Origin of the sequence: Micromonospora sp. ATA51, from assembly GCF_016802855.1 — a bacterium.
GTDB lineage: Bacteria > Actinomycetota > Actinomycetes > Mycobacteriales > Micromonosporaceae > Micromonospora > Micromonospora sicca.
The window spans coordinates 1-17,730 of sequence record NZ_JAEVHJ010000050.1 but is presented as its reverse complement, the minus strand read 5'-3'; the positions used below and the strand labels follow the sequence as shown (position 1 = coordinate 17,730).

Annotated in this window: 15 protein-coding genes and 2 pseudogenes; 13 read left to right on the top strand and 4 right to left on the bottom strand. The window is 74.3% G+C overall.

Annotation, left to right across the window (positions count from 1 at the left end; translation table 11 throughout):
* Positions 1–352: 352 nt before the first annotated feature.
* The 3 genes and pseudogenes from ssb to JNW87_RS11255 all read left to right on the top strand — a co-directional run bounded on the left by ssb (position 353) and on the right by JNW87_RS11255 (position 3,774).
* Positions 353–1,114: a single-stranded DNA-binding protein gene (ssb, locus tag JNW87_RS40565; RefSeq protein ID WP_309233932.1), complete on the top strand. Its 762-nt coding sequence runs from the start codon at positions 353–355 to the stop codon at positions 1,112–1,114.
* Between the two features lie 105 nt (positions 1,115–1,219).
* Positions 1,220–2,236: pseudogene (locus tag JNW87_RS11260) on the top strand (cobalamin biosynthesis protein).
* Positions 2,233–3,774, top strand: coding sequence for a cobyric acid synthase (locus JNW87_RS11255; protein ID WP_238453626.1), 1,542 nt, complete (start codon positions 2,233–2,235; stop codon positions 3,772–3,774). Before JNW87_RS11260 ends, JNW87_RS11255 begins: the two are co-directional and overlap by 4 nt.
* 136 nt (positions 3,775–3,910) lie before the next feature.
* Here JNW87_RS11255 and JNW87_RS11250 read toward each other — a convergent pair whose 3' ends face one another.
* Positions 3,911–4,312: a rhodanese-like domain-containing protein gene (locus tag JNW87_RS11250; RefSeq protein ID WP_109799789.1), complete on the bottom strand. Its 402-nt coding sequence runs from the start codon at positions 4,310–4,312 to the stop codon at positions 3,911–3,913.
* Positions 4,313–4,515: 203 nt separating this feature from the next.
* On the opposite strand from JNW87_RS11250, the gene JNW87_RS11245 reads away from it, so the two are divergent.
* From JNW87_RS11245 to JNW87_RS11235, 3 genes and pseudogenes are all read left to right on the top strand, one after another.
* Positions 4,516–5,139, top strand: a complete 624-nt coding sequence (locus tag JNW87_RS11245) for a uridine kinase (protein WP_109799780.1) — start codon at positions 4,516–4,518, stop codon at positions 5,137–5,139.
* 188 nt (positions 5,140–5,327) lie between these two features.
* Positions 5,328–6,679 (top strand): annotated as a pseudogene (locus tag JNW87_RS11240) (dipeptidase).
* 74 nt (positions 6,680–6,753) lie between these two features.
* Positions 6,754–8,037, top strand: a complete 1,284-nt coding sequence (locus JNW87_RS11235; protein ID WP_309233931.1) for a transposase — start codon at positions 6,754–6,756, stop codon at positions 8,035–8,037.
* 141 nt (positions 8,038–8,178) lie between these two features.
* On the opposite strand, the gene JNW87_RS11230 is transcribed toward JNW87_RS11235, so the two are convergent.
* Positions 8,179–8,511, bottom strand: coding sequence for a putative quinol monooxygenase (locus tag JNW87_RS11230; RefSeq protein WP_109805041.1), 333 nt, complete (start codon positions 8,509–8,511; stop codon positions 8,179–8,181).
* A 220-nt stretch (positions 8,512–8,731) separates the two neighbouring features.
* Between JNW87_RS11230 and JNW87_RS11225 the strand changes: the two genes are divergently transcribed.
* From JNW87_RS11225 to JNW87_RS11210, 4 genes are all read left to right on the top strand, one after another.
* On the top strand, positions 8,732–9,997 hold the full coding sequence (locus tag JNW87_RS11225) for a GDSL-type esterase/lipase family protein (RefSeq protein ID WP_109805040.1): 1,266 nt from the start codon (positions 8,732–8,734) through the stop codon (positions 9,995–9,997).
* Between the two features lie 183 nt (positions 9,998–10,180).
* Positions 10,181–10,483, top strand: coding sequence for a PadR family transcriptional regulator (locus tag JNW87_RS11220; RefSeq protein WP_238453625.1), 303 nt, complete (start codon positions 10,181–10,183; stop codon positions 10,481–10,483).
* Entirely contained in the window at positions 10,483–11,667 is a 1,185-nt protein-coding gene (locus tag JNW87_RS11215; RefSeq protein WP_109805038.1) for a PH domain-containing protein, read from the top strand. The genes JNW87_RS11220 and JNW87_RS11215 overlap by 1 nt, the downstream gene beginning before the upstream one ends.
* Before the next feature lie 143 nt (positions 11,668–11,810).
* Entirely contained in the window at positions 11,811–13,109 is a 1,299-nt protein-coding gene (locus JNW87_RS11210; protein WP_375373497.1) for an erythromycin esterase family protein, read from the top strand.
* Positions 13,110–13,215: 106 nt separating this feature from the next.
* Here the strand turns inward: JNW87_RS11210 and JNW87_RS11205 are convergent, their stop codons facing one another.
* Positions 13,216–13,677 carry a VOC family protein gene (locus JNW87_RS11205; RefSeq protein ID WP_109805037.1) on the bottom strand — a complete coding sequence of 154 codons (462 nt, stop codon included), beginning with the start codon at positions 13,675–13,677 and terminating at the stop codon, positions 13,216–13,218.
* Between the two features lie 215 nt (positions 13,678–13,892).
* Here JNW87_RS11205 and JNW87_RS11200 point away from each other — a divergent pair, with 215 nt between their 5' ends.
* The 3 genes from JNW87_RS11200 to JNW87_RS11190 all read left to right on the top strand — a co-directional run bounded on the left by JNW87_RS11200 (position 13,893) and on the right by JNW87_RS11190 (position 16,801).
* Positions 13,893–14,960: a YafY family protein gene (locus JNW87_RS11200; RefSeq protein WP_238453624.1), complete on the top strand. Its 1,068-nt coding sequence runs from the start codon at positions 13,893–13,895 to the stop codon at positions 14,958–14,960.
* A 475-nt stretch (positions 14,961–15,435) separates the two neighbouring features.
* Positions 15,436–15,819 (top strand): hypothetical protein, encoded by a 384-nt coding sequence (locus JNW87_RS11195; protein ID WP_161557998.1) that lies wholly within the window; start codon positions 15,436–15,438, stop codon positions 15,817–15,819.
* A 106-nt stretch (positions 15,820–15,925) separates the two neighbouring features.
* Positions 15,926–16,801 carry a hypothetical protein gene (locus tag JNW87_RS11190; protein WP_109805407.1) on the top strand — a complete coding sequence of 292 codons (876 nt, stop codon included), beginning with the start codon at positions 15,926–15,928 and terminating at the stop codon, positions 16,799–16,801.
* Positions 16,802–16,871: 70 nt separating this feature from the next.
* Here the strand turns inward: JNW87_RS11190 and JNW87_RS40560 are convergent, their stop codons facing one another.
* Positions 16,872–17,459, bottom strand: a complete 588-nt coding sequence (locus JNW87_RS40560; protein ID WP_238453623.1) for a M23 family metallopeptidase — start codon at positions 17,457–17,459, stop codon at positions 16,872–16,874.
* Positions 17,460–17,730 lie beyond the last annotated feature (271 nt).

Below are 17,730 nucleotides of genomic sequence, written 5' to 3'. Positions count from 1 at the left end.
CGCTCATCGCCGGACCTCGCCCTCGGCGCGGACGGGGCCGGTCGTACGGGGTGAGCGGAGGATCATCTCGGGGGCCTTTCTCTCGGTTGATCAAATCCATACCCCGTCGGCGTGCGTCCGGAACCGCTCGGCGTGGGTGGCCCGTCCGGCGATTCCGATCATGGTGCGGCCCGGGCCGGCGCCCCGGGGCCGGTGGGCCCCAGCAGACCGGACCTTGATCAGGCCGTTGTCCACAGCCGGCCGCGTCGTCCACAGCCCCAGCCGGTGGGGGTGACGGTGGCGAGTCCGCTGGCCCAGGCTCGGCGTCGAGTCGACTCGCCACGGCAAGCCCCGAATCTCCCCTGGAGGGACGATGTTCGATACGTACGTCACCATCGTCGGCAACGTGCTGACCGCGCCCGAGTGGCGCCGTACCACCCAGAGCAAGACCCTGGTGGCCAACTTCAAGGTCGCCTCGACGGCTCGTCGGCTCGACCGGGACAGCGGCCGCTGGGTCGACGGCAACCGCCTGCGGGTCCGGGTCAACTGCTGGCGCAAGCTGGCCGAGGGGGTGGCCGCCTCGGTGATGGTCGGCGACCCGGTGGTCGTCGCCGGCCGGCTCTACACCCGCGACTGGACCGACGACGCCGGCAACCACCGCACCCTCTACGAGCTGGAGGCCGTCGCGGTCGGGCACGACCTGTCCCGCGGTCGGGGCCGGTTCCTGCGCAACCGGCCCAGCGTGACCACCAGCACGGTGGAGGACGCCGAGGCGGAGCGGCGGGTGCACGGCGAGGCCACCGAGCCGGTGCCGTCCGCCCAGGCGCCGGCCTCCCTCGACGACCGGCCGTTCGACGACGAGGTCGAGCTGCCCGGGTTCACCGCCGCGCAGGCCGGGCCGGCCTGCCCGACCTGGACCTGGACGCCCGCCGGCGGGGAGTTCGGCGCGGTGACCGACCCGTTCGACGACGGGCGGACGGCGCTGGGGACGACGACGAGGGCGCCGACGAGCTGGCCGCCGAGCCCGACGACGCCGGGCCGCCCGACGAGCTGGACCCGGTCGTGGACGACCCCGCGACCGTCGGCCCGACCGGTCGGGCGCCGGGGTCGGGGGCGGACGCCGGTGCCCGCCTGAACCCTGGGGTCGTGCACGGGGGGAGCGGGGGTGGCGACGCGAGGGTGGTCACCCCGCCGTACGGCTAGGCTGACCGGCCGGAGGTGGTGACGGGTGCGGCAGGCGATCGCGACGGCGAACGCGGCAGGACTGGTGGCGGGCTACGCCCTGGACTCGCTCCTCGGCGATCCCCGCCGCGGGCATCCGGTGGCCGGCTTCGGCCGGGCGGCGGCGCGCTGGAGCAGCGGCTCTACCGGCCGGACCGGGCGGCCGGGGCGGCCTTCACCGCGCTGGCCGTGGGCGCCCCGGTGCTGCTCGGCGTCGCCGCCACCCTGGCCACCAGGCGGCACCCGGTGGCGCGGGCGGCGCTGGTGGCGCCGGCACCTGGACGGTCCTGGGCGGCCGCACCCTGCGGCAGGAGTCGCGGGTGATGGGCCGGGCGTTGCGCCGGGGCGACCTGCCCGCCGCCCGCCGCCGGCTCGGCCACCTCTGCGGCCGGGATCCGTCCACACTGGACGAGTCGGAACTGGCCCGGGCCACCGTCGAATCGGTCGCCGAGAACACCTCCGACGCAGTCGTCGCACCCCTGGTCTGGGGCGCTGTCGCCGGGCTGCCGGCCTGCTCGGCTACCGCGCGGCGAACACGCTCGACGCCATGGTGGGACACCGCTCGCCCCGCTACGCCCGGTTCGGCACTCCGGCCGCCCGCCTGGACGACCTGCTCAACCTGGTGCCCGCCCGGCTGACCGGGCTGCTCTCCATCGCCGTCGCGCCAACCGTGCACGGCGACCCTGGCCGGGCCTGGCAGGTCTGGCGGCGGGACCGCAACGACCATCCGAGCCCGAACGCCGGCCAGTGCGAGGCGGCCATGGCCGGCGCGCTCGGCGTCCGGCTGGGCGGGCGCAACGTCTACTTCGGCCGGTCCGAGGTGCGCCCGTGCCTCGGCGACGGCCCCCGTCCCGAGGCGCGGCACCTCAAGCGGGCCGCCCGGATCTCCGGCGCGGTCGGGTTGGCCGCCCTCGGGATCGCGGCGGCCTATCCGCTCACGGCGGGTCGGCTGGTCGGCGCGGTCGGGCGGTCCGCGCTGCACGCCGTGCGGGGCGGCGTGGGCCGGGCCGGGGCCACGCGGGAGAGCGGACGGTGAGCGGCGGGCTGCTGGTCGCCGGGACCACCTCGGACGCCGGCAAGAGCGTGCTCACGGCCGGCATCTGCCGGTGGCTGCACCGGCAGGGCGTGAAGGTCGCGCCGTTCAAGGCGCAGAACATGTCCAACAACTCGGCGGTGGTGGTCGGTCCGGACGGGCGCGGCGGCGAGATCGGCCGCGCCCAGGCGATGCAGGCCGCCGCCTGCGGCCTCGCCCCGGACCTGCGCTTCAACCCGGTGCTGCTCAAGCCCGGCAGCGACCACGCCAGCCAGGTGGTGCTGCTCGGCGAGGCCGTCGACACGGTCACCGCCGGCAACTATCGGGAACTGCGTCCCCGGCTCGCCGGGACCGCCTTCGCCGCGCTTGCCGAACTGCGGGCGGCGTACGACGTGGTGATCTGCGAGGGAGCCGGCAGCCCGGCGGAGGTCAACCTGCGGGCCGGCGACTACGTCAACATGGGGCTCGCCCGGCACGCCGGACTGCCCACCATCGTGGTCGGGGACATCGACCGGGGCGGCGCCTTCGCCTCGATGTTCGGCACGGTGGCCCTGCTCGATCCGGCCGACCAGGCGCTGATCGCCGGCTTCGTGATCAACAAGTTCCGCGGCGACCTCGGGCTGCTCCAGCCGGGGCTGGACATGCTGCACCGGGTCACCGGTCGGCCGACGTACGGGGTGCTCCCCTGGGAGCTGGACCTCTGGCTGGACGCCGAGGACTCGCTCGCCTACGGCCGGGTGCTCGGGCGACCGGGCGCTCCGTACGGCACGGAGTGGCTGGACGTGGCCGTCATCCGGCTGCCCCGGATCAGCAACGCCACCGACGTCGAGGCGCTCGCCACCGAGCCCGGCGTCCGGGTCCGGCTGACCGTCGAGCCCGCCGAGCTGGCCGCCGCCGACCTGGTCGTGCTCCCCGGCTCCAAGTCCACCGTGGCCGACCTGGCCTGGCTGTGCGAGACCGGGCTGGCCGACGCGGTGCTGGCGCACGCCGCCGCCGGCAAGCCGCTGCTCGGCATCTGCGGCGGCTTCCAGATGCTCGCTCGGGCCATCCACGACCCGGTCGAGAGCCGTCAGGGCAGCGTCCCCGGGCTGGGCCTGCTGCCCATCGAGATCACCTTCGACCCGCGCAAGACCGTCCGCCAGTCCACCGGCACCGCCGCCGGCGACGTCCCGGTCCGCGGCTACGAGATCCACCACGGGTACGTCTCCGCCACCGAGCCGGCCCTGCCCCCGCTGCTCCACCACGCCGACGGCAGCGCCGAGGGGGCGCTCGTCGGCGCGGTGCACGGCACCCACTGGCACGGGGCCTTCGAGTCCGACGGGTTCCGTCGCCGCTTCCTCACCGAGGTGGCCCGGCTCGCCGGGCGCACCGGCTTTCGGGTCGCCCCGGACACCGCGTTCGCCGCCGCCCGGGAACGAACCCTGGACCTGCTCGGCGACCTCGTCGAGGAGCACCTGGACACCGCGGCCCTCTGGCGCCTGATCGAGTCCGGCGCGCCCGCCGGCCTCCCCTTCATCCCGCCCGGCGCCCCACCCGCCTGACCACCGCCCACGCCCGATGCGGAACGGGGTGCGCGTTCACCAGGTCGGGGACATGGGGCTGTCCGACGCCGGCCGATCCCGCCAGGTCCGCGACGTGTCGATCAGGCGGCGCCGGATCGCGCGGCCGCGCCGGTAATCAGTAGCGGACGTCGGCGGGGCGGTCCGACATCGGCAGCCCCGCCTCCCGCCAGGCCTGCACGCCGCCGATCATGTCCGTGGCCCGGCGCAGCCCGACGGCCTGGAGGCTGGCGGCGGTGAGGCTGGAGCTGTAGCCCTCCCGGCACACCACCACGATCTCCCGGTCGTAACCGGTGGCCTCGGGGATCCGCCACGCGCTCGCCGGATCGAGCCGCCACTCCAGCACGGCCCGGTCGATCACGATCGCCCCGGGCAGTTCGCCCTGCTCCCGGCGCTGCGTCTCGGTACGCGTGTCGACCAGCAGTGCGCCCACGCGGACCGCCTCGACGGTCTCCTGCGGGGTGAGCCGGTTCAGTCCGGCCCGGGCCTGTTCCAGCAGGGCGTCGATGCCCGGACTCATCACGTCATGCAGCACCTCCCGATCATGCCGGTGGCGTCGCCGCTCCACCCGGCGAACGGCCCCGGCGGCCCGCAGGTTCCAGCGGACGGGGGACCACCGGCCAGCGCGAGCGACGACGGGGCAGTCGGCGGGCCGGCGGTGACGGCGGGTGGAGGCCGGGGGAGCGGCGGTCGGCGACGCCGGCGGGCACTAGCGTCGGGCGGGTGACGGTGGCGGTGGTCGAGGCGTACGCCGAACTGGCCCGGCGGGTGCTCGCCCGCCCGGCGCGGTTGGGGCGTACCCGGATGGTGGCCGTCGACGGGCCGAGCGGCGCGGGGAAGAGCGTCTTCGCGGCGCGGCTCGCGGACGCCCTCGCCGCGCTGTCCGGCGGCGGGCGGCCACCCGTGGTGCGTACCGACGACCTGCTGGACGGCTGGGACGACCAGCTCACCTTCTGGCCGCGCCTGGAGGAGTGGGTGCTCGCGCCGCTGCGGGCCGGGCGGCCGGGCGCGTACCGGCGGTACAGCTGGGTGCGGCGCCGCTTCCTGCCCCGGGAGGTGCCGGTGCCGGTCGGTCCGGTGCTGGTGGTGGAGGGGGTCAGCGTGGCGCGCGCGGCGGTGCGGCCGGAGCTGACCCTGTCGGTCTTCGTCACCGCGCCGGCGTCGCTGCGGCTGTCCCGCGCGCTCACCCGGGACGGGTCGGAGATCCTGCCCGAGTTGCGGCGCTGGCACGCCGGCGAGCGGGCGCACTTCGCGGCCGACGGCACCGAGGCGGCGGTCGACCTGGTGGTCGACGGCGCGCCCGGTCTCCCGCACGACGCCACCCGCTACTACGTCCGCCGCCCCTGACCGGCCCGCGCCGGCGGCCGCGGGCGGAGCGGGATCCGGGTCCGGGCAGGAGCGGTCTCCGCGCCCCGGGAGGCCACCCTCGGCCGGGGAACCGCTGATCGTGCGGGCGGTCGGGCACCGGGCGGGGCGGGCTCGGGAGAGCCGCGGGGTAAGGTCGTCATACGATGCCGGTCATGACCACACCGATCATGTCCGAGTCCGAGCTGCGGGCCGCCGTCGAGCGTGAACTGCCCGGAGTCCGTGCCGACCTCGAACGTCTCGTCCGCATCCCGGGCATCGCCTTCGAGGGCTTCGACCACTCGCACGTGGAGCGATCGGCCGAGGCGGTGGCCGAGCTGCTGCGCGGCTGCGACCTCGACGTCAAGATCGTGCGCTCCGGCGGCCAGCCGGCCGTGATCGGCAAGAAGCCTGCCCCGCCCGGCGCGCCCACCGTGCTGCTCTACGCCCACCACGACGTCCAGCCGGTCGGCGACCGGGCGCTGTGGGAGTCCGACCCGTTCGAGCCGGTCGAGCGGGACGGCCGCCTCTACGGTCGCGGTGCCGCCGACGACAAGGCCGGCATCATGGCGCACGTGGCCGCGCTGCGCGCGTTCGGCGACCGCCTCCCGGTCGGCGTGGTCCTCTTCATCGAGGGTGAGGAGGAGTACGGCTCCGACTCGCTGGAGCAGCTGCTCGCCGAGCACCGCGACGAGATCGCCTCGGACGTGATCGTGATCGCCGACTCGGGCAACTGGGACATCGGCGTGCCGGCGCTGACCACCTCGCTGCGCGGCATCGTCAACTGCTTCGTCGAGGTCCGCACCCTGGAGCACGCGGTGCACAGCGGGATGTTCGGCGGCGCCGTGCCGGACGCGCTGACCGCGCTGGTCCGGCTGCTGGCCACCCTGCACGACGACGCCGGGGACGTGGCCGTCGAGGGGCTGGTCGGCCGGGAGGGCGCCAGCGTCGACTACCCGGAGGACCGGATCCGCGCCGAGTCCGGCCTGGCCGAGGGCGTGCGGTTCATCGGCACCGGCCGGATCACCGACCGGCTCTGGACCAAGCCGGCCCTCGCGGTGCTCGGCATCGACGCCCCCGCCACCGGGGAGGCGCCGAACGCGCTGGTCCGTCCGCGAAGGCCAAGCTGAGCGTGCGGCTGGCGCCGGGCGACGACCCGAAGAAGGCGTACGCGGCGCTCCGCGCCCACCTGGAGGAGCACGCCCCGTGGGGGGCGCGGGTGACGGTGACCTTCGAGCACGACGGCGACCCCTGCGTCATCGACGCCACCGGGCCGATGTTCGACGCCGCCCGTTCGGCCTTCCGGGGCGCCTGGGACGGCACGGACCCGGTGGACATCGGCGTCGGCGGGTCGATCCCGTTCATCGCCACCTTCCAGGAGATGTTCCCGCAGGCGGCGATCCTGGTGACCGGGGTGGAGGACCCGCACGCCCGGGCGCACGGGCCGAACGAGAGCCTGCACCTGGGCGAGTTCGCCCGGGTCTGCCTGGCCGAGGCGCTGCTGCTGGCGAAGGTCGCCGAGGCGGGCACGAGCCGGAGCTAGTGCTCTGACCACAAACGTTGGCCGGGTTGGTCGGGGTTGGGAAAGTGTCGTAGGGGTGGTGTTGGCTTCGGTTCGTGCCTCGTCGTCGGGATCCGGCCTTGCCGCGGGTCGTGCATCGCACCGCCCGGGTTGCTGTGCGGGTGACGCCGGGGCAGCGGCGGCGGTGTTTCGGGTTGCTGCGCTCGGCCGGTGATGTGTGGGCGTGTGTGTTGGAGGTCAACGCGTGGCGCCGCCGCGGCGGCGCGCCGCTGGTGGGCTATCAGCGGTTGTGTCGGGAGCTGTCCGCGTCGGGGCCGGGCACCTTCGGCGACCTGGGCACCACGGGTGCCCGGTCGGTGTTGCGCCGGTTCTCTGATGCGTGGTTCGCGGCGGCGAAGCGCCGCCAGGCCGGTGACGTGTCGGCGCGGTTCCCGCGTCGTCGGCGGGGGTTGGTGCCGGTGCGCTGGTACCACGGCACGTTCACCCTCGACGGCCGGCGGGTGCGAGTCCCGACCGCCAGAGGCACATCCCCGTTGTGGGTGCGCCTGGCGCGGGAGGTGCCGTATCCGGTCGAACAGGTCCGCTCGGTCACCCTGCTCTGCGAAGGCGGCCGCCTGTTCCTCGACGTCACCGCCGAGGTGCCGGTGGCGGTCTATCCGCCCGGCGAGGAACCGGACCCGGCCCGGGTCGCCGGGGTGGACCTGGGGATCATCCACCCCTACGCCGTGGCCGGCCCCGACGGGGAGGGATTGCTGGTGTCGGGGCGGGCGATCCGCGCCGAGCACCGCATGCACCTCGCCGACACGAAAGCCCGCCGCCGTGCCGTGGCCCGGCGGGCGCCGAAACCTGGCCAGAAGGGATCCCGGCGGTGGCGCAAGTACCGGCGTCGGGCACGCCTGGTCGAGGGCCGGCATCGGCGCCGGGTCCGCCAGGCCCAGCACGAGGCCGCCCGCAGCGTCGTGTCCTGGGCGGTGGAGCAGCGGGTCGGTGTGCTGCACGTCGGTGACCCGCGCGGGGTGCTCGACATCGACGCGGGGCGGCGGCACCACCTGCGGTTGCGGCAGTGGCAGATCGGCCGGCACCTGCAGGTCCTCACCGACAAGGCCACCCTCGCCGGCATCACCGTACGGCTGGTCGACGAACGCGGCACCTCCTCCACCTGCCCCGCCTGCCGAAGGCGGGTGCCGAAACCCCGCGGCCGGACCCTGTCCTGCCCGCACTGCGCATTCTCCGGCCACCGCGACCTGGCCGCGGCCGCCAGCATCGACCCGCACCCCGGGCGGCGGACCCACCACCCCGGCAGCGGTTGTGCTGCCGGAGGTGGTCACGCACCGTCGAGCCGGCCGGCACCTACCCGGTGCCGGCCGGTCCCGACGTGACCCCCGCCGCCCACCCCGGGCGGCGCGAGGATCAGTTGGCCCGCGGAGGCCCGCCCCACCACCCGGTGGGGAGTCGCTCGCCCAACAGGCGAGGATCCACAACACCCACCGCAAACCCGGTGAACGTTAGTGGACACCGCACTAGGCGCGGTCGGGGACGGCCATCTCACCGAGCCGGGACCAGTCGTCCTGCGGGACGGTCACGTTGACGATCCGGGGCGTCTCGGCGAGGTGCGGTGGCAGGCTCCGCTGCGCCGTGCGGAAGTGCTCCGACCGTACGTGCGCCGCACCCGCCTCGTCGTCCTGGAAGGCCTCGACCAGCACGTACTCGGTCGGGTCGTCGATGCTGCGCGACCAGTCGAACCACAGGCAGCCCGGCTCGGCGCGGGTGGCCGTGGTGAACTCCGCGGCGATCTGCGGCCACCGGTCGGCGTGCTCCGGCAGCACCCGGAACTTGGCGGTAATGAAGATCATGGTTAGAGGCTACCCAGGCGCCGCGCCCGACGTGGATGAAGGAACCGTCACTCACCGCTCGTCGCCCGGAACCCGCCGATCGCCGCTCCCGCCCGTCCGCTGACCGCTCGCCCGCAGCCAGGAGCTTTGCCGGCGGCGGCATGGCGACAAGCATCAAGGTCATTCGATCGATCGCTTCGACGGGAGGCACCATGACCGGCATCCGGAGGCGGGAGAACCCATGACGACACGACTGGCGATCACAGCCTGTCTCGCCGCCGTGCTCACGGCGGCCGGCCTGTCGGCGCCCGCCGGGCCGGCCGTCGCGGGCGGGCAGCGGTCCGCGGAGGTGACGCTCACCGAGTCGGCGCTGCAGGGAGTGCACGGCACCGCACCCGACGCGACCGTCCGCAACGTCCTGACCGTGACGGCCAGGGGAGAGAACCTGCGGGTACGCCTGTCCAACCCGTTCGGGGCGACCGGCGTCACCGTCCGCGCGGCGTCCGTCGGCCGGCAGGCCCGGGTGGACGATCCCGCGCTGCTGCCCGGGTCACTGCGGGCGGTGACCTTCGCCGGTGCCCGGAGCGTGACGATCGCGCCCGGCGCCAGTGTCTGGTCCGACCCGGTACGACTGCACGTGCGGGCGGGCGACCACCTCGCCGTCAGCGTGTACGCACCGGGCGCACCGGTCAACGACCACACCTTCCCGCCACCGGAGACCGACACCCCGGGCTCGTTCCTGTCGGTGGGGCCGGGGGACGCGACCCGGGATCAGACCGGGCAGGCGTTCGGCGCGTTCCGGGGCGGCACGCTGTGGTGGGTGGACGCGGTCGCCGCACGGTCCCCGGCGCGGGGCACCATCGTCGCGCTCGGCGACTCCATCACCGACGGCTACCAGGCGGTCGGCGGCGGACCACGGTGGACGGACGTGCTCGCGCAACGGATCGACGCGCTGCCGCCGGCGCGCCAACTGTCCGTGGCCAACGCCGGCATCAGCGGCAACACGGTCAGCATCCAACCCAACCCGTACGACCCGACCAACCAGTGCTGCGGCCCGCCGGCGCCACTGCGCCTCGACCGGGACGTGCTCTCCCTGCCCGGCGTCGAGTACGTCATCCTGCTGGAGGGCACCAACGACATCGGCGGTGGCGCGTACGCCCCCTCGGCCCCACCCGAGCAGGTCATCGCCGCGATGCGGGAGGTCGCGGCGCGCGTCCACGCCGCCGGCCACAAGATCGTCGGGGCGACCATCCTGCCGATGTGCAATCCGGCGGGCAGTGGCAAGGAGCAGACCAGGCTCACCGTCAACCGGTGGATCCGTACCTCCGGCGCCTTCGACGCCGTCCTCGACTTCGACGCGCTGCTGAAGGATCCGACCGATCCGACCGTCATCTACGGTCCGTGGCGGCACGACTGCTACCACCCCGATGCGGCCGGCGACGCGGTGCTCGGCCGGTCCATCCCGCTGGACGTCTTCGGGCTCGAGGAGACGAGGGCCGCAGCCTGATCCCGGGCGGCGTGGTGGCGCCCTGCGGCGCCGCCACGCCTGTCCGCTGCGGACCATCGGCCGGTCGCGGGGGAGTCGGCAAGCCGACATCCTCCACTGTGGTAACTCGTCCTTAGAATGAGCCATGGCTCCGCCGGCGATGAACCGCGCGACGACCGACGTGCTCGGTCTGCTGTTCCAGGCGTGGGAACAGCAGACGAGGTGCACGGCTGGCAGTTGATGAGGTCGCTGCGGCGGTCCGGCCCGACGGTCTACGCGGTGCTCGACCGGCTCGAGGACGCCGGCTGGGTCGCCGGCTCCTGGGAGAGCCCGGCGGACGGCGCGGAGGGACGCCCGAGGCGCCGCTACTACCGGCTGACGCCGTCCGGCGCCGAGGCGGCCCGTCGACACGCCGTCGTCCCCAGCCCGGCGCCGCCGGCGCGGCCACGTCCGGCCCCCGGCTTCGGTCGGCACGCCCCGCTCCCGGCCGGCGGGCCGAGTCTCTGATGGGCACCACGGAGATGGTCCTGGCCGTCGTGCTGGGGCTGGTCGTCAACGAGATGACCGACCTGTCGCCGTGGCTGGGCCGCAAGCTGGTGGCCTGGTCGGCCTGGCTGCGTTACCAGGACACGCCGCGCGCCGGCATCCGGGCCGAGGAACTGGCCGCGGTCATCAACGACCGGCCCGGCAAGCTCTTCAAACTGGGTACCGGGCTCGGCTTCTTCTCCGCGGCCCTGATCACCCGACTCCGCCGGCTGGTCAGCGGCGGATCGGCGCCGGGGGAGGAGCCGGTCGGCGACGACCTGCTCGGCGCCCGACCGGTCCTGCCGCTGGAGGACGAGCCCACCCGCTGGGTGGCCCCCTTCCTCTTCCCCACCGAGCGGTTCCGGGGCGAGTGGCGCCGACACTGGATCCACCCGGCGAAGAGCCTCGGCGTGATCACCCTCTACGCCGTGCTCGGGGTGTGGGCGGCCGAGGAGCGGATCAAGCCGCGGTACGTCGGCTGGCTGATCGCCCTGGTCGTCGCCCTGGCCGTCCTGACCGCCGCGCACCGGGGGTTCGCGTGGTACCTCGGCCGGTTCGTCATCACCAACAAGCGGCTGATGTCGACCGAGGGGGTGCTCTTCCGCCGGGTCGGGATGATCCCCCTGTTGCGGGTCACCGACATGCGGTACGTGCAGTCGCCGCTCGGTCGGCTGCTCAACTACGGCACGTTCCGCCTGGAGTCCGCCAACCGGAGCAACGTGCTGCGTACGATCGTGGACCTGCCCAACCCGAACGAGCTCTACCTGCGCCTGGTCGAGGAGCTGTACGAGCCGGAGGCCGTGGAGGAACGGCTGGGTCGCCACCTCGATGAGGAGCAGGACGTTCCGGACGGCGAGCCGGTCGACCTGGCGTCGGTACGGCGGGAGGTCATTCTGCGCATCGGCGAGTTGTCCACCCACCTGGCCGCCCTCACCGACGCGATCGCGCGACTCGAACCCGCGCCGGCGTCATCGGCGCCACCTGCCGGCGAGACCTCGGAGCTCGTCGCGCTGCCTGCGCCGGCACCGTCGGACGAGCAGCAGGCCCCGCCGGAGCCCGAACCGGCGGCACTCGGCCCCGGACCGGCGGACGAGCCGGAAACCGTCCCGCCGGTCCGCCGCCGCCGCCGGACGTTGGCAGATCCGTTACCGGACGTCGGCGACTGACCGGCCCGGTGCCGTGCCGCCCTGCCCTGCACTCACCCGAACCCCGGAATTCCGGGGACCGCCACGCGAGCGGTGGCTACCCCGTTTGTCCGGCGCCGCGACGGGTAGCCGCCCCGGAAGCGACGGCACCGACAGGAGGGACTGTGGCGCGGTACGCGGACGAGGTGGTGGCGCTGGCCGCGCCGCTGACGGACGCGGGGGATCTCGATGTCCTCCTGGACCGGATCGGCGACGCCCGGGTGGTGATGCTGGGCGAGGCGAGCCACGGTACGCACGAGTTCTACCGGTGGCGGGCGGAGCTGACCCGGCGCCTGATCGCCGAGCAGGGCTTCTCGTTGGTCGCCGTGGAGGGGGACTGGCCGGACTGCGACCGGGTGGACCGCAGCGTCCGCTGCCGGGCCGACGCGCCGGAGGACCCGTACCACGCCCTGGCCGCGTTCGAGCGCTGGCCGACCTGGATGTGGGCGAACGAGGAGGTCGTCGACTTCTGCCGCTGGTTGCGGGGGCACAACGCGGGCGTGGACCCGGAGTGCCGGGTCGGCTTCCACGGGTTGGACGTCTACTCACTCTGGGAGTCGCTGCGGGAGATCCTGGTCTGGTTGCGCGAGCGGGAGCCAGGGCTGGTGCCCGCCGCGCTGGCCGCGTACCGCTGCTTCGAGCCGTACCGGGAGGACCCGCAGGAGTACGCGAGGGCCACCAGGTTCGTGCCCACCAGCTGCGAAAACGAGGTCGTCGACCTGTTGGTGGCGCTCCGCGCCACGGCCGAGGGCCCCGGGCCGGCCGACACGGACCCGGATGCGCGCTTCGCCGCCCGGCAGAACGCCGAGGTGGTGGCGGGCGCGGAACGGTACTACCGGACGATGGTCGCCGGCGGGCGCCAGTCCTGGAACGTTCGGGACCGGCACATGGACGAGACCCTGGACCGGCTCCTCGACCACTACGGACCCGGATCGAAGGCCGTGGTGTGGGCGCACAACACCCACGTCGGTGATGCCCGGGCGACCGACATGGCCGACGCCGGCGAGATCAACATCGGTCAGCTGGCCCGCCAGCGGTACGGCGCCGACCAGGTGGTGCTGGTCGGCTTCGGCACTCACCACGGCGCCGTCGTCGCGGGCGGGGCCTGGGGCGCGCCCACGGAGCTGATGGCGGTGCCGCCGGCCATGACCGGCACCCTGGAGGACGTGCTGCACCGGTCGGCCCCCGAGCGGGCGCTCTTCGTCTTCCCTCGGGCCGACCGACCCGACGTGCTCACCGACGAGCTGGACCATCGGGCGATCGGGGTGGTCTACCACCCGGAGCGGGAACGGCTGGGCAACTACGTGCCGACCGTGCTGGGCGACCGGTACGACGCTTTCTGCTGGTTCGACGCCACCCAGGGGGTGCGTCCCCTGCACACCGGCCGGGCGCGGGAGCCGGAGACCTTCCCCTCCGGCGTCTGAACCACGTCGACCTCGGCGACGAGCGGGAACTCTCTCTGCCCGGCTTCCTGCTCCGCACGGTCCGAGCCGACACCTAGCCCCGACCGGCGACTACCGCCGAGCTGCGTCAGTCCAGGCAGAACTCGTTGCCCTCGGGGTCGGTCATCACGATGAAGCCGGCGCTCATCGGGGGAGCGGGCTCGTAGCGACGCACTCGCGTCGCTCCCAGCGCGACGAGCCGCTCGCACTCGACCTCCAGCGCCGCCATCCGCTCCTCTCCCTGCAGTCCGGGAGCCGCACGGACGTCGAGGTGGACGCGGTTCTTGGCGACCTTGTCCTCCGGCACCTGCTGGAAGAACAGCCGTGGGCCGGGCCCGTCCGGGTCCTCGATGGCCGATCTCGTGTTGCGCTGCTCCTCCGGTACGCCGATCCGCGCGAGGAAGTCGTCCCACGCGGCCAGCGGGTCGGCGTCCTCGGGCAGGTCGACTCCGGGCGGCCCGGGGTGGACGTAGCCCAGTACGTCGCGCCAGAACGACGACAGCGCCCGCGGGTCGTGGGCGTCGAAGGTGACCTGGAGGTGGCGGCTCATCGGGTTGCTCCGTTCGTAGCGGGTTTCGTGTGCAGGTAGAGGTCGCGCAGCAGGCAGACCTCGGACAGGTGGGGATCAGCTCGCGGTGGACGTGCAGCACCAGATCGGCCACTCGCGCAGCGTCCGGTTCCATTCGAGTTCGTCTGCCTCCATGGAGCCACCCTGACACCCCTGGCGGACAGAATCGGTCCGCTATCTCTGACAAGGTGGGCGACATGGACGTGGCAAGCGGTGACGTGCGCAGTACGACGGAGCGGGTGCTCACCCTGCTCGGGCTGCTGCAGCAGCGCCAGGTCTGGACCGGCCCCGAGCTCGCCGACTGGCTCGGGGTCACGCCGCGCACGGTACGGCGTGATGTCGAGCGGCTGCGCACGCTCGGCTATCCGGTGCATGCCAGCCAGGGTGTCGGCGGCGGCTACCGGCTCGGCCCGGGGCGGGATCTGCCGCCGCTGCTGCTCGACGACGAGGAGGCGATCGCCACCGCGGTCTCGCTGCTCGCCGGCGCGGGTGGCGGCGTCGCCAGCGCCGGCGACGCCGCACTCCGGGCGCTGACCAAGCTCGATCGGGTGCTGCCCACCCGGCTGCGGCACGAGGTGCGCGCGCTCTCCGGCTCGGTGGAGTCCTTCGGCGGAGGCCGTACGCCGGTCGACCCCGAGGTGCTCATGACGCTGGCCAGAGCCTGCCGCGACGAGGTCGAGGCCGGCTTCGACTACCCGTCCGGGAGCGAGGTGCGACGGCGGCGGGTCGAGTCCTACCGCCTGGTTGCCTCCGACCGGCGCTGGTACCTCCTCGCCTACGACCTCGAACGCGACGACTGGCGCAGCTTCCGCGTCGACCGGATGACCGATGTGTCTGCACGGACCTGGCGCTTCCGCCCGCGCCCGACGCCCGACGCGGCGACGTACGTGCAGGAGGGTGTGGCGAGTCGGGCCTACCCGCTCCAGGCGCGCTTCCTCGTGCACGCGTCGGCCGACACGGTGCGCGCGCAGATTCCGGCGTCGGCGGCCGTCGTACGACGGCGAGGGAGCGAGCTCTGCGAGGTGCTCAGTGGCGCCGGCAGCCTCGACTTCCTGCTCATGCACGTGCTCCTGCTGGGGCACGACTTCGAGGTGCTCGACCCTCCGGAGCTCGGGAGCGCTGTCGCGCGCTGGCGGAGAGACTGCTGTCGGCTGGTGCAACGATCGCTTCTCGGTGACGGCGAGGCGCTGGCCGGGAGGATCAGGTCGTTCTCCATGGGACCCGACCGGACCGGGCGCCTGCGACCCCCGGTACGCGGGCGCTGACGGGACGACGGGCGGTGGGGATCGTTCAACGCCTATACACTCGTGTGTCACCTGCCACACCGGCCGTGGGTCGTCCGCGCCGGCCCAACGTGGTGCGAAGGGGAGCGCGAGGGTGAGCCCACGTCATGGAGACGGCTCTGACCGCATCTGGCAGCTCGGGCCGGCACGGGTGTTGACGGTCGCGGGAGTCGGCTACCTGATCGTCGTACTGGCGCTGGCGGCGGTCACGTTGGACCTCGACACCGGGCACCAGAGCTCGGTGAGTCGTCTCCCGGCAGCCAACGCGACGACGGGGGGGCAGGGTGATGACGGTGCGGCCGCGTTGCCGCCGTCCCCGGTCACGCCTGCCGGCGGGGACGTGCGCGTCGGATCGGCGCAGAGCCGACCCGCGACCCCACCCGCGGCTCGGCCGTCCGTCGTCCCACCGCCCCCCACCACGGCCACCCGGCCCGCGACCCCGGCCGCGGCGCCCGTGGTGACGTCGTACGAGGCCGAGTCGGCGGCGAACGGGCTGGACAACATCCGGATCTTCACCTGTTCCGGCTGCTCCGGTCAGCAGAAGGTGGGCAACATCGGTCGCGGCATGGGAACCCTGCGCTTCAACGGCGTGACCGCCCGGACGGGCGGCTCGGCCACCGTGACGATCGCCTACGTCAACGGTGAGTCCCCGCGGGTCGGGCAGGTCAGCGTGAACGGCGGACCCGCGATCACGCTGACCTTCCCGGGCACCGGCGGCTGGAGCAGCGTCGGCACCATGGTCGTGACGGTTGCCCTCCGACCCGGACCCAACACCCTGACGATGTTCAACCCGTACTCGGCGGCGCCCGACTTCGACAAGATCACAGTCAGCGTCCGCTAAGTCCGCGCCGTTCAGGCGTCGCCGGCGCGCAACCGGGAGGCGCACCAGGCCGTCCAACCGTCTGAAGCGGCGGCAGCCGGTGTGGCGGAGGGGACGGCGGGACGTGATGAGTCGGCAGAACCACGTGGTGGCGATGGTCGCGGTCGGAGCGCTGATGGCCGGCTGCGGCGGGCAGGGCAGGACGCGGGCCGGCGTCCCGGACAGCCCGCAGCTCGGCAGCACCGGGAGCCCGGGACCGGCCGATCCGGCGGCGCTGATCGGCAACTGGCGGCTGGCGGAGGTCGCCGAGGAACCCGACGGCATCCTGCGCCTCGCACCCGACCGGGTCCAGCTCTTCGGCCGCTGCGGGATGCTGGTCGGTTCCTGGCGGGCCGACGCCGGTGGGCTGTTCGTGGTCGGCATGTTCGGCGCCTCGGGAGCCGAGGGCCGGACCGGCTGCGCGAAGGCCGCCAGGTTGACCCCGGACTGGCTGCGGCTGGTCAGGTCGTACCGGGTCGAGGGCGACACGCGGGTGCTCCTGGACGGCGAGGGCGCGCTGGTCGCCCGGCTGCTGCCGGGCGCGAAACCCACCGCCGGGCCGGACCTGGCGGCGTCCGAGGTCGAACCGCCGCAGGCCACCGACGAGGTCCGGCGGTGGTCCGCACCCGCAGCCGCGCTGCCGGTGACGCTGACCCCGGCCGAGGCGGACCGGCTCGTCGGGAGGTGGGTGCCCGCGTCGGGGCCCGAGCGGGCGTACGTCGAGTTCGGCGCCGACGGCGAGTGGCGCGGCTCCGACGGCTGCAACCGCCAGGCCGGGCACTGGATCGCGGGCCCGGGCGGAGCCCTCCTCGCCACCACTGGTTTCAGCACGCTGATCGGTTGCGACAGCGCGCCGGTCGGGGCGTGGCTCTCCTCGTCCTGGCGGGCCGGCCTGGACGGCGAGACCCTGGTGCTCCTCGACTTCCGAGGCGGGGAGGCCGGGCGGCTGCGGCGCGCCGGCTGAGCACCGGCGTGACGGCGATCGGTTGACCGGCGGCTGAGGCAGCCGACCAGTGTGGAGAGGGTGCCGTCGCTCAGAGCCAGGGCAGCGGGTCCACGGCCCGGCCGCCGAGCCGTACCTCGAAGTGCAGGTGGGGGCCGGTGGAGGCGCCGGTCGACCCGACCAGCCCGATCACCTGGCCGGCGCGTACCCGCTGACCGACCGAGACGAGCAGCCGGGACTGGTGGCCGTAGCAGGTGGACAGCCGCTGCCCGTCCGCCCGGCCGTGGTCCAGGCAGGTGTAGTTGCCGTAGCCGCCGTACCAGCCGGCCCGGGTGACCCGGCCGTCCGCCGCGGCGACGATCGGGGTGCCGACGGGGGCGGCGAGGTCAACCCCGGGGTGCAACTGCCACACGTGGAAGTACGGGTCGAGCCGGGTGCCGAACCTGCTGGTGAGGCGGCCCCGCAGCGGGAGGCCGAGGCTGCCCCCGCCGGCCGTGGCGGTGCCGCGGGCCGGTGCCGCCACGGCGGGCACGGCGCGTACCAGGCGGTCGATCTCCTGCCGCAGGGCTGCCTCCTCCCGCTCGCGGCGGGTGAGCTCGGCCTCGCCGGAGGCGATCGCGCCGGACAGCGCGACGGCGTGGCCGGCGGGGGTGTCGACCACCTCCGCGGAGTCCGCCACGGCGAACGGCGGTGCCGGATCCGGGTCGCGCCGGTGGTGAGCGCGGTCATCAGTTGCAGCACCGGATCCGGGTCGCGCCGCACCCGGGTCAGGTCGTCCCGGGTCCGGGCGAGGACGTTGTGCAGGTACTGAATCCGGTGCTGGACGTCGGTGAGCGCGGCGACCCGGCGGGCCTGGGGCGTGTCGGCGGCGTCCACCGGTGGCTGGGGATACAGGTCGGCGCCCGGGTCGGCGCCGATCAGCGCGCCGGCGGCAGCGGGGCTCACCACCG